Consider the following 15,693-nt stretch of genomic DNA (forward strand, 5'->3'; position numbering starts at 1 on the left):
GATATTACCTTGGATTTTTTATTTTATGCCGCCATACCACTTGGCTTTATTTTGGCAAACCCTGAACAAAATGCCATTGCTGGCGCTATATTATTGGCTACATTTATTGGTACTGGCTCTAGCTTTTTGGCATTTGCCATTGCCGCTGAAAAGTTCAATTTGGATAAGCCGCAGTTTAAATACAAAAGCTTTTATTATCTAAACGGTCTGACTGAAGGTACCGAGACCATCGCAATATTTGTAGCATTTTGTCTGTGGCCGCAGCATTTTGCTGTACTCGCTAGCATTTTTGCGACTGCTTGTGCCGTCACTGTTTTCACCCGCATTCATGGTGGCTACAACACTCTGAAACAACTAGAAGCGGATATTCACAAAAGCTGAATATCGTCATTTATTTAAAAGGATTTAAAATACGTATATCAACAAAAGAGTTAACCAATGACAAATGAAGTATGGTGGAGACTGGGCGTTTTTTTTGGCGTGTTAGTCATAATGATGTTGCTTGAGTGGCGCATGCCTGCACGCAAATCCCCGATCAAAAGTAGCAAACGCTGGTTTGCTAACTTTAGCTTGGTGGTTGCGGCTTCTATCGTCACACGGTTGGCCATACCTATCGGCCTGACAGCTGTGGCACTATATAACCAACAGCATGGTATTGGCTTATTTAATATCATTGAGCTGCCCAGTATTGTAGTTATTATATTGAGCTTACTGCTGCTCGACATCGTCATCTATTGGCAGCATCGATTGTTTCATCGCGTCCCTACTCTATGGCGCTTGCATCGAGTACACCATGCCGATGCACACATTGATACCAGTACGGGTCTGAGATTTCATCCTATCGAGATTTTATTGAGTATCGTCGTCAAGTTCATTGCCGTTAGCTTGTTGGGCATACCTGCCATCGCTGTATTAATTTTTGAAATTGTTCTAAATGGACTGGCCATGTTTAATCATGCCAATATTCGCCTAGCACCTGCTATCGAAAAACCATTGCGATTAATATTGATGACTCAAATTTTGCATCGCATCCACCACAGTAAACGCGTGAGCGAGACCGATTCAAACTTTGGTTTTAGCGTTATTTGGTGGGATAAGTTGTTTGGTAGCTATAAGAGTGAAGCAAAAAAATCTGACAGCGAGTTGGATATTGGTTTAAAAGAATATCCTCTGCCCGAACAAAATGCATCGTTATGGAATTTACTCATCATGCCATTCAAAGACAAACCGCCCAAAGGGAAAATCTCTAAAAGTAAATAAACCATCAAGGTAGAAACATTCAAGCTAACAGTCATCAAGCCAAGAACATTCAAGCCAGCAACCATGTCTGCATATTTTTTTAGGTATGGTTAGGGCGTGTTTGATATTCAACCATAGCACTGACAGAGACTATTTTTTAGGCGATTCTAAGGTAAAAATAGTAAGTTTAGTCTTTCTAAGCGTCTATTTTTAGCAATGGAGCGGCAAAAAAGAGTCCTGTCCCTACGGCTGATGCTAAAACTGCACCATACTGCGTTGCAAATCTAGCTACGGCATTTGCATTATCGTCGCTTTGCGCCTTGTCTGGAACAATTTTAGCAATCAGCAGTGCCTATTTGTGAAAGATCAAACACGCCCTAAGCTTTCTCCAATATATCTGATTATGACAAACCCTTATCTATAAACGCTTTGGTACTTACCATTTTAGGTATCCACTCACAATGTAAACCAAATTTACAAATAACTTGAGCGTTCACTCAAATATAATTTGAACGAGTGCTCAAAATGATTTATAGTGGTTGCAGTTGTTAAGCAGCTCGAGCAAATACCATTGATTAATATGATTTATGAACGTGAGTTTTCGCTCAAATAAATATTTGGCTCTTAAGTCGCTTGCACACTTACTCTACAACAATTTATTAATAATGATTAAAAGGTTTTAATATGACTGATTTTACTTTACATAATAAAGAAAGCGCACCAGAAGCAAGCCAAGCATTACTAGACAACTCTATCAATGCCTTTGGTATGATTCCAAACCTACATGCAGTGATGGCTGAAGCGCCTGGCTTACTCGAAGGTTACCAACAGCTACATCAACTGTTTTTAGATAGCAGTTTTGATAATGAAGAAACCACTGTTGTATGGCAAACCATCAACGTAGAACATGAGTGCCATTATTGCGTCCCTGCACATACAGGTATCGCAAAAAGCATGAAAGTAGATGACGCAATTACTGAAGCATTACGTAATGAGACACCACTACCAACGGCAAAACTAGAAGCATTACGTGACTTTACCCTGTCTGTCATTCGTGACCGTGGTAACGTGAATGATGATGCCGTACAATCATTCTTGAATGCAGGTTTTACCAAACGTCAAGTATTAGAAGTCATACTTGCTGCTGCACAAAAAGTAATGAGTAACTACACAAACCATTTGGCCAATACACCAATTGACAAGCCTTTCCAAAGTTTTGAATGGCACAAAGCTGACTAATTAAAGTTAACTGATTAAAGCTGTCCAACTGTATAAAATATACGTTGTGTAAAACATGAAGGGCTGTTTTGGGTCGTATCATCAATTAGATTATTCGATTTAGAACGGCTCTTTATACAATATGTATAAGACGACAATATATATAAATACAATGTGTATAAGTATAAAATAAGGAGCCACTATGAGTGATTCAAAAAAGCCATTACGAATAGATATCGTGTCAGATGTGGTCTGCCCTTGGTGTGCTATTGGCTATAGTCAACTAGCCGAGGCATTAAAACAAACCAACACTCCGCACGAGATTCACTGGCATCCATTTGAGTTAAATCCTAATACGCCGCACGAAGGACGAAGGACGAAACTATCGTGAGCATATCATGGAGAAGTACGGTACCACTGCTGAGAACATTCAAGAGAACCGAGCTAGAATGGCGGAAGTAGGTTCAGAAGCTGGATTTCATTTTCAGTTTACCGATGACTTTCGTACTTACAATACTTTTAATACGCATCAGCTGCTACATTGGGCCAGTCAACAAGGGCGTATGCATGACCTAAAGCAAGCATTGTTCGTCGCACACTTCGTCGATAATAAAAATATATCAGATCATAATGTGCTTTCCGATGTTGCGGCAGAGGTTGGATTGGATCGTGACGAAGCATTAGCGGTCTTAGCAGACCAGCGGTTTGCTGCAGCAGTAGAAAAAGAAAAACAACACTGGCAGCAACAAGGCATTCAAAGTGTGCCTTCTATGGTTCTTAATGAGCGTCACCTAATCAGCGGTGCTCAAGGTATTGAGAACTATAAGAGCATTTTGCAGCAGTTGGCTGATATGCCAGACTAATTCATCTAAATGATGGTTGGTTTTATAACATTAAGGGTTGTAGAGGAATTGTGTAGCCCGAGACTATACAGTTCCTCTACAACCCTTTTTTATGGTGTTAACTTTTAGCGATGTCAGTTTTTAGTGGTATCAATTTCTAGTGAAATCGATTTTAACGATATCAGTTTTTAATATTATAAAGATTAAACAGTAGCATGTTCATCGATACGTAGCGCTTCTATAGAGAGTGCCATGTCCTCTGCCAATGCATGTACTGCTGCACTGTCTACATCACGCTGTGCAAAAGCTCGCAGCCCCATCACTTCGGCCTGTAAGCGGCGCCCTAACCTAGTTGCGTCCAATGCACTGTCCATCTCACCCAATCGCTGTGCTTCGGTAAAATAACCGATAAAACGGGTCTCCATACCAGCCAGTAGCATCTCAACCTTTGCTAATGCTGCCTGCTCACGAGCGCCCAACTCCAATAAACTTTTGACCAACAGACAAGCTCGGCTTGGCAGCTCTTTATCCCTAATGCCACCAAGCTGACGCAAGTAAGCAGCCAATCCCAATAATGGAGACGGCTCTTTACTTAATATACGTTCAAGCTCCGTCAATCCTGAGCGAGCATAATAGTCTAAGGCTTCTTGAAACAATCCGTCTTTACTACCAAATGCGGCATAAATACTACCCGGACGCATGTCCAGCGCCCCTTCTATATCTTTTAAAGAAGTTGCGTGAAAGCCCTTTTGCCAAAAAAGTTTTAACGCGCGTTCTAATGAATCATGACGATTATAAAGTGCGGTACGTGACATAACTTTTCCATTACATAAGCCGTGGCTTTATAAAAATAGCCACAACAATAAATTTGAATGATTGCTCAATTTTATATCGAATGGTGACTCTAGTCTAGTAAAGTTACTTTACGCAATAAAAATCAGGCTAGTGATTAATGATTGCCCCCTACTCTTAGCCCTTAGCCTGAACAAACCTAATTTTTTAATAAGGCAATAAGACATGCTTGCTTTTCTGATAAGCAGACAGTCCATCACCGCCCAATTCGCGTCCGATACCACTTTGCTTAAATCCGCCCCACCCTGCTTCTGGCAGTACGATTTGTTGCTCATTGATCCAGATATGCCCTGCTTTAATTTGTAGTGCCATCTCAAGTGCAGCAGTTTCATCGGTACTAACGATGGTCGCTGCTAGAGCAAATTTACTATCGTTGGCTAGTCGAACAGCTTCTGCATCGTCGGTAAAGGTGGTACTAACTAATACAGGCCCAAACACTTCCTCCTTCCATAACTGACTGGTCGTCGGTACATCGGTATAGACAGTTGGCATAGCAAAATACCCAGAGCCGTTCACTAACTCGCCACCAGTCAGACAATCAAGGTGTTCGGCAGTGGCAATATCAAAGTATTTTTTGACTTGTTTCAATTGCTGCTCGCTGACTAATGGACCCATTAACGTGTCTGCCGCAAAACCATCACCGATTTGCAGACTTGTTGTTTTAACCTTTAAGGTCTCATACAGCTGTTCAGCGATATCTTGATGTACAAGCAAACGTGAAGTGGCTGAGCATATCTGACCTGCATTGGCAAATATACCGCCAATAATTAAATCACAGGCATAGCCAATATCAGCATTTGCACATACGACGATAGCAGACTTACCACCCAGCTCTAGGCTGATGTCTTTGATACCTCTCGCTGCTTGAGTCATGACTTTTTCACCAACGACATTACTACCCGTAAACGAGACTTTGTCAATTAATGGATGACTGGTCATAGCAGCACCCACTTCAGCCGCACCAGGTAAGATATTGACCACCCCTTTTGGCAAGCCTATCTCCGATAAGATATTACCTAGCATGAGCTCTGGTAATAATGTCACTTCAGACGGCTTTAATAGCACGGTACAGCCTGCTGCTAGCGCAGGCGCTAGTTTCCAAGCAGTCGTCACCATGGGGAAATTCCAAGGGGTGATGAGTGCACAAATACCCACTGGCGCATAGGTTTTTAGCAAGCGTACGGCCGGCTCATTGGTCAGCACCTCAGATAAAGTCGCTTGTTTTATGATGATATTGGCATAATAACGATAGCAGGCAATGGCATCACTGACGTCTATTTTTGCTTCTTCAATTGGCTTGCCGTTGTTTAATACAGACAGCCCAACCAATTTATCAAATTGCTGCTCCATAGAGTCTGCAATGGCATTTAGATAGTGTGCACGTTCACTAACAGCGGTTTGTGACCAACTAGCAAACGCTGCATCAGCCGCTTCGACTGCCTGCGCTACATGGGCACTGGTGCATAAGCGCGTCGTTGCGATCACCTCACCCGAGTTTGGATCATACAAAGCATGATTATTTGTTTTATTAGAACCTGCATTATCAGTGTCAATGCCAGTGTCAGGTGCAGGCGCTTCGATCGTAACCCAGTCACCATTGATATAAGCGGCATTTAATACAACTTCATTTTGAGCGGTTTGACTAGCAGTTTCTCTGGTTAGGTCTTTAGACTTCAGCATTTCCATAATGGTCCATCTCCTTATATTTTTAATAAAATTATTTTTATATATTTAACACTATCGATTAAATAATCGGTTTATCTGATGACAGAAAAACCGATTATTTATGTCTTACTGTTAAGCTAGATATTTTTTAGCCCTGTATCTGCGGTTAATACAGTCTTGTGGTTAATACAATAGGTGCGCCACTGATGTAATAACCACCAAACTAATGATCGTACGGAACATAAAGATTATGAACAGCTCTAGCACATTTAACTTAATGTTTGACTTCAAGATCAGCGCACCAACTTCAGACATATAAATAATCTGTGTGATGGAGCAAGCACCAACAATGAACCTTGTCATCTCACTCTCAATACTTTTACCGATCAAGGCGGGTAAATACATATCCGCAAAGCCCATAATCATGGCTGGTGCTGCTTTTGCAGCCTCTGGGATTTGTAACCATTCAAGCAGTGGCACGAGCGGTGTTGCTAACCAGTTAAAGACAGGCGTGTACTCTGCCAAACCAAGACCAATGGTTCCGATAGCAAAAATAACAGGGATCAATCCAAAATATATATCAAACAAATTACCAACGCTGCGCTTGAACACATAACCTAGGCTGGGCATAGAATGGGCGCGGGTGACGGCACGATTGAGTGCCCATTGATAAGTGGTGTACTGTGCAGGAATACCCTCATCTAGCATGCTCTTGCCAGCGTGATATGTGTCAGGTTTAAGTGATAATGGCGGTATACGCGGCATAATGATCGCAGCGATAAACCCTGTGAGTGCAATAGTCAAATAAAAGTAGACGAAGTTATTGTCCACACCGATGGTTTTGGCCACTACGTAGGTAAAGGCGATAGAGGTCACTGAGAATGTGGTGGCAATGATAGATGCTTCGCGCTGGCTATAGAAGCTCTTGTCATACTGTTGCATGGTGACTAGCAGACCGATAGATGCGGCGCCAAACCAAGAAGACATGGCATCGACAGCAGAGCGACCTGGCAATTTAAACAGCTTAATGAATATCTTACTGGCTAAAGTACCCAAAAACTCCATCAAACCAAAGTCAGTCAAGAATGGTAGTGACAAAATGGCGAAGAAAAACAGTGGAATCAAAATGGGAATCAAATCTTCAAAAATGACGCCGCCCGTATTACGATTGATAATAAACTCAGGGCCGACCTGTAGATAAATCATCCAAACAAATAACATGCCCAAAAATCGCGTGATCAACCAAAACCAATCCACATCAAAGAGGTTTTTTGCCAATGAGTTCTCTTTTAAGTTGGGCTTTAGTACCTTAACCGCCAGAGCTCCGATGAAAGAAATAGACACGATTGCCATGGTAATATAAGCCACAAAACCACCCAACATGGCCTGCAACGTATCGGTCAATACACCCAATAAAATAGTGACTTTGCCATCCCACTGGAAGGGTATGATAAATAACCCAATCCCTAACGCTGAAAATAATAAAAATTTCCACATGGCATCGCGCCATTGTCCTGCCTGCGGCGTTTCTGGGTCGACAGTGTTGTTCCCTAAAATCGGCTGCTGCGACTTATCAATAGCATTCGTCATTTAACTTCTCCTTAATGGGCGATGATTGCCAGTTTTTCCATTTCTCTGTCTGACCAATACCTGGGTTTAGCGAATTGGTTGGATCCAGTTTTTTATAAAAACGATGTAGTTCGGTTTTAGCAGGATACACATGCCCCACATTGTGCTCCGCCGGATACTCGATATGACGTTGGTCATAAAATGCCAGCAACTCATCCTTGAACTGCTTGGCATTGATATTGGGTTTCAATAAATAGTCTTGGTGCATGACATGACAGAAAAAATGCCCCAAATAAAAAGTTTTGCTGACTTGTTCTTGTAAGGAATTAGGTAAAGCCTCATCCCAATCTACAGCATTTCTAGGTAAGGCAATATCAGTCGATAACAGCTCGCCAAATTTGTCTTGGCTTAATTTATCTTGACTTAAATCGTAATAACGAAACATGGCAGCGGTCGCGGCACTGCGAAACACCAATAACGACTGCGATTCGGATGCTGTACATACATGCAACGCACCTTGATACTGCTGTAGATGGTTTTGCAAAAATGTCTGCGCAGCGGTGATGTTGTTGTTGCCGCCAATACCATCAACGCCATCTGCGACTTTTATAATCAAATGGTATTTATATGCGAGCGCTTGTTTACTCAAAGATTCGGGTAACGATTGCGGCATAAGTCTCGATAACAGTTGCAATATCCGATCTGGCAGCGTCTTTGGCAGATGCCATTTATCCAGATAATAGCCAATCTTTGCCTGCAATCGATATAGCGCACCTATCTTATTGGCAGGCAGCTTTCGCATACTTAAGCAAGTGTCGCGACCATAGCGCATCGTGATATCGTTGTAATCCCCATGCATATACTCAGCCAAGATAGGCAGCGTGAGCTCACTCTTTAACCATTGTGTTCTGAGTGTGGTTAAAGTATCCGCATCATTGGTCGAGATATAAAACGTTTGCTCTCGCTCTGGTTTAGCAAAGGTCGCTACCCTCACCGCAAATACAATAACCTTACCCGCTGAACCAGACGCTTCATACAGACCATTAGGATCATTGTTAAATCGAGCAGGTGTCGTTGCCTCACAATCACGAACTTTGTGTTGATAATGCTGGTTGGTACAAGCTTGAATATCGCTTGTGCTGTTTGAGGCTTCGCTAAATGTGCCAGCTTGCAAGTTCTCTAGCATTTCTTCGGGATGCGAACCCAAATCCAGCCCCAAATGATTGATTAACTCAAACGCTCCTGAGGCATTGCGTCTAGCAAATAATGCCATCTCAGTATATGCAGGCCCACGCTGTACTAGCATCCCGCCTGAGCTATTACAAATACCGCCAATCACCGATGCACCAACACAACTAGAGCCTAATACTGAGTGCGGCTCACGCCCTAATGGCGCAAGGATAGACTCTAATTGCTGCAAAGTAGCAGCTGGCAAAGCAACCAGCTCTGCTGCATTATTGAGTAAATGCACACCGCCCAATGACTGCATAGAGATCACTACTAGCGGTCGATCATAGTCTCCGTTTGGAGTGGAGCCACCTGTTAAGCCTGTATTAGCCGCTTGAGCAATGATGATTGCATCGGCAGCTGCACAGATATTAATGACTCGCCATAGTGCCACTAGAGAATTTGGTATCACAACTGCTGCGGTAGCGTCTGTGATGGCTTCAATCGCACCTTGTACATAGGACTGCTGCTGGCTTGCTTTTGTTAATAGGTTGGTCGTACCAACAACAGCCGCAAGGTCGGTCAACAAACACGATATTTGCTTGTGTCTGTTTTCTGACCATTTTTTAGCGTTTGGCGGCATGAACATACTTCCTTGCGTAATCAGCGTTTGTCACTTTATAAAGTTATGAACATCAGCACTCTTAACTAAAATAAGTGACTGTCTCAGCTATCTCTTTTAAAAAATCATCCGCTTCATCAATCTCATAAATGATTGGCTGTTTACCCTTAGTGTCTGTTTTTAATGCGGCTAATAGTTGCTGCTTATCGGTGATTCTGCGATAGCCAGCCCCAAACCCTGCTGCTAGTGGCGCAAAATCTGGCGTTTTAATATTGACACCAATCACTGGTAAACCGCCCTCTTCCATATACCGACGAATCTCACCGTAGCCTTGGTTGTTCCATAATAAGATAATCAATGGCAACTCAAGCTCGGCTGCACAGATGAGCTCGGCAATCGTAAATTGGATACCGCCATCCCCCATCAAGCTGACGACAGGCAAGTTTGAGCCAACCATGGCTCCGATAGCAGCAGGCAAGCCATAACCCAAGGTGCCAAAACCTGTCGATGAGTTAAACCATTTACGCGGTGCTAAGGCTTCAAAGCCAAGGTTACCGCTATAGACAGGCTGCGTTGAATCACCAACAAATATGACGTCTTCCACCTCATCTCTGATCAGCTTTAATAATGCATTTTGACCAGCAAAGTCTATTGTTACATCCTTCAATATGGCTTGTTTTGCCTCATTAACACGTGACAGTGCTTGATGATCGAGTGCCTGATGTTCTAAGCGGCTACATAGACCACTAATCGCCATCTGTGCATCGGACAGTACCGCGATATCTGCTCTAAATGGACGCTGCAGTTGCTGGGCATCACAATCGATACGTACCAGCGTGCCATTTATCTGGAACTCACCGTTAAAGAACACATCGTAGTCAGTCTCACCAAGCTCAGTACCAATCGCTAGCACCCAATCTGCTTCGGTAATCACGGCTCGACCTGCGGCTAATGACTGGTTGCTACCCAAACTTAATGGATGACCAGGTAGCAGCAAGCCTTTGGCATTAATTGTCAAAAACGTTGGCGCATCTATCAGCTCTGCCAATCGCTGTGCATCGTGATCGACATCGACACAGCCGCCACCATAAAGTATTACAGGGTTTTTCGCGGTTTTTAGTGACTGTACAATCAGGTCTAATTGCGCAGGATTCGGCAGTGATCTAGTAACCTGTGGCAGGCTCAAGCTATTTGTATCAGCTTGGCCAGTTGCGGCAGCATTTAACTTAGGTGGCTTAGCGACATGACTGGCATCAGCAATGATGATATCGATAGGTAACTGAATATGTACTGGTCCCGGACGCGCACCATTAAATAAAGCAAAGGCTTCTGCAATCATTGTCGGTAGCGATTCAGGTTGCCAAATAGTTTTGCTGGTCAGAGCTACTTTACTGACCATACCCTGCTGATCATGCAGCTCATGCAAATGTCCTTCACCGCTACCCGTGTCTTTGACTTTGTTGACACTAGAGATGACTAGCATCGGTATCGAATCAGCCAGCGCCTGCGCCATCGCTGTCATTATATTGGTCATGCCGGGGCCCGTGATAATAAAACAAACCCCGACCTTGCCAGAAGCACGGTAGTAGCCATCCGCCATAAACCCAGCGCCCTGCTCATGACGCGGTGTCACATGACGGATATTGGTACTAGGCAAGCCGCGATAAAGCTCTACCGTATGTACACCAGGGATGCCAAAGACAGTCTCTACACCATAATACTCTAGCCACTGTACCAGTAGCTCACCACAGGTTAGAGAAGTGGTTTTTGGTAATGCAGAAGACGTTTGCGTCAATTGGGTCATGGGTCAGTCATCCTAGAAAATTTCGCTGAATATTCAAATAATTATCAATACCTCAAAGCAACCTTTGCATTTTCTCTTTGATATTGATTACTAACTGTTAGCTGCAAAGGTTGCTCATTATAGAGGAATAAATGACGGCGATTAGTAAACCGCTTTGACCTTATCGTCATAACGCACACCGGGCAAGATACATAGCATCTCAAACAACAAATTCGCCGCCAATACAGAAGTGTTACCAAATGGGTCATAAGGCGGTGATACTTCTACCAAATCGCCGCCGACCACATCTAGACCACGCATACCACGCACAATTTCGATACCTTGCGTTGAGGTCAAACCACCAATTTCAGCAGTACCCGTACCTGGGGCAAACGCAGGGTCAATACCATCGATGTCAAAGCTTAAGTAGACAGGACCATCGCCTAGCTTTTCACGTACCTCTGCCATCAAGGGTGCTAGTGACTTGTACCAGCACTCCTCGGCAGGCACCACGCGAAAGCCCTGCTCAGTTGACCAATCAAATTCTTCAGCGCTATAGCCTGTCCCACGTAATCCAATCTGTACCACACGATTACCATCGATTAGGTTCTCTTCGACAGCACGGCGAAATGGCGTGCCGTGAGCGATTTTTTCGCCAAACATATCATCATTGATATCTGCATGAGCATCGATATGTACCATACCAACAGGGCCGTGTTTTTTGGCAAGCGCACGTAAGATAGGAAGTGCAATGGTATGGTCACCGCCTAGCGTTAATGGGATAGCATCGTGTTTAACGATTTTATCGGTATAGAATTGTTCGATGATATCGACGCTTTTTAGCAGGTTGAATGTATTGATAGGGACATCGCCGATATCAGCGACTTGTAATGACTCAAAAGGTGCAGCACGAGTCGCCACATTGTAGGGACGAATCATTCTTGACTCATCACGAATCTGTCTAGGACCCAATCTTGCACCACTACGGTTGGATGCGCCAATATCTAGTGGTACGCCAACAAACGCTACATCTAATCCTTTGGCGTCGGCTTGAGTTGGCAGGCGCATCATAGAAGCGAAACCGCCAAATCTTGGCATCTCGTTACCGCTTAGTGGCTGATTGAAGCTCATAAATTACCTCTTTATTACCTGTTAGTGAAAATACACAATTTGCTACATACCTTTGACAATACCTAAATATAAGGTGCTGAACCATGGTAAAATTCAGAAGTAAACTTCTAAATTTTCGTAGTAAAGCAGACTTATACGTTATTAGCAGAAGTTTGTTGAACGGAGTATTTATCAAAAAGGTATTTATTGGAGGCTAATTCTTGATATTAGATGAGTTGATAAAAATAGACATAAAAACCCTGCGTAGTTTTATGGCCATCGTAGACTGTCAGGGGTGACAGCGGCTCAGACGCGCTTAAACCTCACTCCCTCAGTGATCAGTGGTCATTTGACGCACTTAGAAGATCGTCTCGGTATGACATTGTGCCATCGTGGTCGCGCAGGCTTTAAGCTGACAGAAGATGGTGCAGCAGTTTATGAGGCTTGCATCGCCTTTACTGAATCAGTCGCCAACTTTCAACATCAGCTGCATTATATTCAGCAATTAGACTCCGTTCACGGCGGGCATATTAGACTCTGCCTAACCGATCAAATGCCTAACTTTTTTTATGAGGTACTTAGACAACGACTTGCAAGCAGCTACCGTAATAATCCATTGATACACTTTTCTATCGACGTACAAAGCCCTGAGAACATGCTAGAGAAATTGCTCAGCAACGAAAGTGATATTGGTGTTGGTTATTTTGGCAGCTTTCCGCCATTGCTGACGTTCAAGCCAGCATTTGTAGAAAGGCAAATGGTATGCTGCGGACGCGAACATCGGCTATTTTATAATTCAGAAGGTTTGACACTGGAAGATTTAGAACAAAACTATCCATGGATAAAGCGTGGCTATATTACGGATGTCAGCATCCATCATGTACGTCCCAAAACGCTAAGCGCCACTACTTATCATATGGAAGCGACCGCACAGATGATTCTTGCCGGTCATCATGTTGGCTATTTACCTCGTGACCTAGCAGCACGTTATGAGAAGATGGGCCTAATGAAAGTCTTGCTACGAGAGGAAGCCAGTTATGCCGTCGAGCATCATTGGGCGTATCGGCAGAGCCAACATAAACACGTTGCTGACTTTTTGAATAAAATGATGAATTTACTATAGGGCACGTGCATATATGTCCTATAGCGCGGTAAAATTTATGGTGTAGCTGCTAGGGGTTCTTGATACTTTAAACCAATAGTTCTCAGCCGTCCTTTGTCATCGACTTCTTTGATCACTAATGACCACTCGTCGCTAATTACGACAGTATCACCAGAAACGGGGGCCGTATCCAAACGTTGCTTTACATACTCCGCCACGGTTTGTTCCCACATGTTTTTGACACCGTTTTCAGGTTTATACTTTAGAGTATCTACTAGAGACTCGGAAGACATTACTCCAGTAAAAAATGGCAAATCACCAAGTTTTACACTGGGTGATAGCAGCCAATCGCCATAAAAATCATCAATTGCTTTATGATTTAACGTTGTGTCATTAAAAATCTTAGCAATTTTACTGGCATGATTTCCGCGCATCGCATACCAAACGCTATCACCAAACTTTAACCTAGTATCTTCATCAGTCACGATAATTTTTTGTCCACGTACTAACGCAAAAATCCGAATTTCATCAGGATTGACACGCTTAGAGATTTCCAAAGGATGTCGACCGATGGCAAAAGCACCTGATTGAACTTCAAATTCATACAAAGTAATACTGGCTTTATCAGATACCCAAACTTCATGTTCTTCTTTCGGGTCTTTATTTGTTGGAATGCGTACCTTAAACAGATTTGCCATAATAGGAATGGTTGTACCTTGCAAAATCAACGATAAAACCACCACGCCGAAAGCAATATCGAATAACATAAACGCATTATCTATACCTGCCATAACAGGCAAGATAGCAAGCGTAATAGGCACCGCACCACGCAAGCCAACCCAAGAGATAAACCCAATTTCTCGGTCCTTGAACTTAAATGGTTTGACGCTACTATATACGGCAATAGGACGAGCAATAAAAATCATAAAGGCGGCAATCGCTACCGAATAATGCCAAACATTAATGACGTTCGACGGTGTGACCAAGAGTCCTAAAACAACGAAGAGTACCGCTTGGGACAACCAAGCAAAACTATCCATCACTCGCATGACATGCTCGGTCGATCGCACCTTGTGATTACCAATCATCACGCCTGTGAGATAGACCGCCAAAAACCCACTACCGCCAAGCAGGTTTGTCGCGGCAAAAACAGCCAAGCCTGCAGACAGTATTAAAATAGCATACATGCCCTCGGCTAGATGTACCTTTGGTAATAACCGTGATAGTAAATAACCAAAGAGCAAACCCATGCCCAAGCCAACACCTAACTGCTGTAAAAGCAAACCCAAAAATCCAAGTACGCTCTGCCCTGCCGGATCCACATTTAGCGCAATCAAACCCGTGACTAATAAGATAGCCAATGGGTCGTTACCACCAGACTCTAACTCAAGCGTGGCCTGGACACGATCATTGAGCTTAACACCACCATTTCGTAAGAGAGAAAATACCGCTGCTGCATCGGTCGAACCAACGATGGCTGCCATCAGTAGACCAAAACGCCAATCAACATCAAGCAACCAAGTGATGAATACGCCCAATACCATCACTGTGGCAAACACACCCCAAGTTGCCAATGTAATAGCAGGCTTTAAACCCACTCGGAACGATTTAAACGAGGTACGTAAACCACCATCGAGCAAGATACAAGCTAGGGCTGCCTGACCGACGAAATTGGCTAGCGGATATTGAGAAAATTCAATACCCAAGATACCCTGCTCGCCTGCCAACATGCCCACCATTAAAAACAATAATAACAATGGAACGCCTAAGCGTGCTGACAATGTACTTGCCATAATACTGGCAAAAATTAACAATGCTCCTACAAGGTATAGGATATTTAAGGTATCCATCTTTTTTTAAGCCCTATTTTTATAAATGGTGATAAACTAAATCGTTGCGACAATATTATGGTTCAAGTTATTCAATCTGTGATCTTATTACTCCTAAACTGTATGTTTTAATGCTATCAAGAATAACATCTACCACCCTGTCTATAAAAATTATCTATAAATATTTTTTATAGACAACGCTCTTATGGTTATACAAGTGGCAAGACAAGGTTAACCATATCTCTTTAAGCTTGTATGTACTGCCATGCAATGACCAAAATAGCAGCAGCAATCATCCAAGCTACCACACCCAGCATCAAGGCTTTATAAAGACTGACATAGCCGATGCTAAAAAACACTACAAAAGTATAGATAAGATGAGGTATGACGCCGAGCATACTAAATATCAAAGCAACCTTTAAATCAGCAGGATTACGCTCAGTACCCACAATAAAATGGCTGATTAACGTAAAAGTGGGGAAAAGTGGTGCAAGCGCCGCCAAATAAAAAAACCGAGTTTGTGCAAATAATTGAATTGCCAATACCATCAAGGCACCAATAAGCATTTTTAGCCAAATCATGAGCTACTCTTTCCTGTCGCATATTAATCGCCTAATTTATCACGATAATGAGCATACAGAACAAAATATCCTAGAATAAATAATGAGAATCATAAAATATAAAAAACCCCCTAT

Annotated in this window: 13 protein-coding genes and 1 pseudogene; 6 read left to right on the forward strand and 8 right to left on the reverse strand. The window is 42.9% G+C overall.

Annotated features, from left to right (window positions below):
- The 5 genes and pseudogenes from ACT3SX_RS09315 to ACT3SX_RS09335 form a co-directional block, all read left to right on the forward strand.
- Positions 1-381: pseudogene (locus tag ACT3SX_RS09315) on the forward strand (CDP-alcohol phosphatidyltransferase family protein); the annotation flags it as partial.
- A 57-nt stretch (positions 382-438) separates the two neighbouring features.
- Complete coding sequence (locus tag ACT3SX_RS09320) at positions 439-1,260, forward strand: sterol desaturase family protein (RefSeq protein ID WP_192520556.1); 822 nt, start codon at positions 439-441, stop codon at positions 1,258-1,260.
- A gap of 663 nt (positions 1,261-1,923) precedes the next feature.
- Positions 1,924-2,478, forward strand: coding sequence for a carboxymuconolactone decarboxylase family protein (locus ACT3SX_RS09325; protein ID WP_192519413.1), 555 nt, complete (start codon positions 1,924-1,926; stop codon positions 2,476-2,478).
- A gap of 181 nt (positions 2,479-2,659) precedes the next feature.
- Entirely contained in the window at positions 2,660-2,848 is a 189-nt protein-coding gene (locus ACT3SX_RS09330; protein WP_319021005.1) for a DsbA family oxidoreductase, read from the forward strand.
- A 7-nt stretch (positions 2,849-2,855) separates the two neighbouring features.
- Positions 2,856-3,320, forward strand: coding sequence for a DsbA family oxidoreductase (locus ACT3SX_RS09335; protein ID WP_319021004.1), 465 nt, complete (start codon positions 2,856-2,858; stop codon positions 3,318-3,320).
- A 182-nt stretch (positions 3,321-3,502) separates the two neighbouring features.
- Here ACT3SX_RS09335 and ACT3SX_RS09340 read toward each other — a convergent pair whose 3' ends face one another.
- The 6 genes from ACT3SX_RS09340 to speB all read right to left on the reverse strand — a co-directional run bounded on the left by ACT3SX_RS09340 (position 3,503) and on the right by speB (position 12,088).
- Complete coding sequence (locus ACT3SX_RS09340) at positions 3,503-4,114, reverse strand: TetR/AcrR family transcriptional regulator (protein WP_192992449.1); 612 nt, start codon at positions 4,112-4,114, stop codon at positions 3,503-3,505.
- A gap of 184 nt (positions 4,115-4,298) precedes the next feature.
- Positions 4,299-5,837: an aldehyde dehydrogenase family protein gene (locus ACT3SX_RS09345; protein WP_442069890.1), complete on the reverse strand. Its 1,539-nt coding sequence runs from the start codon at positions 5,835-5,837 to the stop codon at positions 4,299-4,301.
- A gap of 162 nt (positions 5,838-5,999) precedes the next feature.
- Positions 6,000-7,406, reverse strand: a complete 1,407-nt coding sequence (locus ACT3SX_RS09350; protein ID WP_192519416.1) for a YjiH family protein — start codon at positions 7,404-7,406, stop codon at positions 6,000-6,002.
- Positions 7,390-9,195, reverse strand: coding sequence for a D-lactate dehydrogenase (gene dld / locus ACT3SX_RS09355; RefSeq protein ID WP_192519417.1), 1,806 nt, complete (start codon positions 9,193-9,195; stop codon positions 7,390-7,392). The genes ACT3SX_RS09350 and dld overlap by 17 nt, the downstream gene beginning before the upstream one ends.
- A 61-nt stretch (positions 9,196-9,256) precedes the next feature.
- A complete protein-coding gene (locus ACT3SX_RS09360; protein WP_444761708.1) occupies positions 9,257-10,978 on the reverse strand; it encodes a 5-guanidino-2-oxopentanoate decarboxylase in 1,722 nt (573 codons plus the stop codon).
- Between the two features lie 141 nt (positions 10,979-11,119).
- Positions 11,120-12,088 carry an agmatinase gene (gene speB / locus ACT3SX_RS09365; protein WP_192992214.1) on the reverse strand — a complete coding sequence of 323 codons (969 nt, stop codon included), beginning with the start codon at positions 12,086-12,088 and terminating at the stop codon, positions 11,120-11,122.
- A 274-nt stretch (positions 12,089-12,362) separates the two neighbouring features.
- Here speB and ACT3SX_RS09370 point away from each other — a divergent pair, with 274 nt between their 5' ends.
- Positions 12,363-13,190: a LysR family transcriptional regulator gene (locus ACT3SX_RS09370; RefSeq protein WP_442070099.1), complete on the forward strand. Its 828-nt coding sequence runs from the start codon at positions 12,363-12,365 to the stop codon at positions 13,188-13,190.
- A gap of 35 nt (positions 13,191-13,225) precedes the next feature.
- Here ACT3SX_RS09370 and ACT3SX_RS09375 read toward each other — a convergent pair whose 3' ends face one another.
- Both ACT3SX_RS09375 and ACT3SX_RS09380 read right to left on the reverse strand, forming a co-directional pair.
- Positions 13,226-15,019 carry a potassium/proton antiporter gene (locus tag ACT3SX_RS09375; RefSeq protein ID WP_192519423.1) on the reverse strand — a complete coding sequence of 598 codons (1,794 nt, stop codon included), beginning with the start codon at positions 15,017-15,019 and terminating at the stop codon, positions 13,226-13,228.
- Between the two features lie 224 nt (positions 15,020-15,243).
- On the reverse strand, positions 15,244-15,579 hold the full coding sequence (locus tag ACT3SX_RS09380; RefSeq protein ID WP_192519424.1) for a GlpM family protein: 336 nt from the start codon (positions 15,577-15,579) through the stop codon (positions 15,244-15,246).
- Between the last annotated feature and the right edge of the window lie 114 nt (positions 15,580-15,693).

It is taken from the genome of Psychrobacter sp. AOP31-B2-9, from assembly GCF_052378005.1.
Classification (GTDB): Bacteria; Pseudomonadota; Gammaproteobacteria; order Pseudomonadales; family Moraxellaceae; genus Psychrobacter.

Coding starts and splice junctions, on each gene's coding strand:
- ACT3SX_RS09360 (WP_444761708.1), bottom strand. CDS start 10,978: ATGACCCAATTGACGCAAACGTCTTCTGCATTACCAAAAACCACTTCT.
- speB (WP_192992214.1), bottom strand. CDS start 12,088: ATGAGCTTCAATCAGCCACTAAGCGGTAACGAGATGCCAAGATTTGGC.
- ACT3SX_RS09320 (WP_192520556.1), top strand. CDS start 439: ATGACAAATGAAGTATGGTGGAGACTGGGCGTTTTTTTTGGCGTGTTA.
- ACT3SX_RS09375 (WP_192519423.1), bottom strand. CDS start 15,019: ATGGATACCTTAAATATCCTATACCTTGTAGGAGCATTGTTAATTTTT.
- ACT3SX_RS09350 (WP_192519416.1), bottom strand. CDS start 7,406: ATGACGAATGCTATTGATAAGTCGCAGCAGCCGATTTTAGGGAACAAC.
- ACT3SX_RS09340 (WP_192992449.1), bottom strand. CDS start 4,114: ATGTCACGTACCGCACTTTATAATCGTCATGATTCATTAGAACGCGCG.
- ACT3SX_RS09380 (WP_192519424.1), bottom strand. CDS start 15,579: ATGATTTGGCTAAAAATGCTTATTGGTGCCTTGATGGTATTGGCAATT.
- ACT3SX_RS09345 (WP_442069890.1), bottom strand. CDS start 5,837: ATGGAAATGCTGAAGTCTAAAGACCTAACCAGAGAAACTGCTAGTCAA.
- ACT3SX_RS09335 (WP_319021004.1), top strand. CDS start 2,856: ATGGAGAAGTACGGTACCACTGCTGAGAACATTCAAGAGAACCGAGCT.
- ACT3SX_RS09330 (WP_319021005.1), top strand. CDS start 2,660: ATGAGTGATTCAAAAAAGCCATTACGAATAGATATCGTGTCAGATGTG.
- ACT3SX_RS09325 (WP_192519413.1), top strand. CDS start 1,924: ATGACTGATTTTACTTTACATAATAAAGAAAGCGCACCAGAAGCAAGC.
- dld (WP_192519417.1), bottom strand. CDS start 9,195: ATGCCGCCAAACGCTAAAAAATGGTCAGAAAACAGACACAAGCAAATA.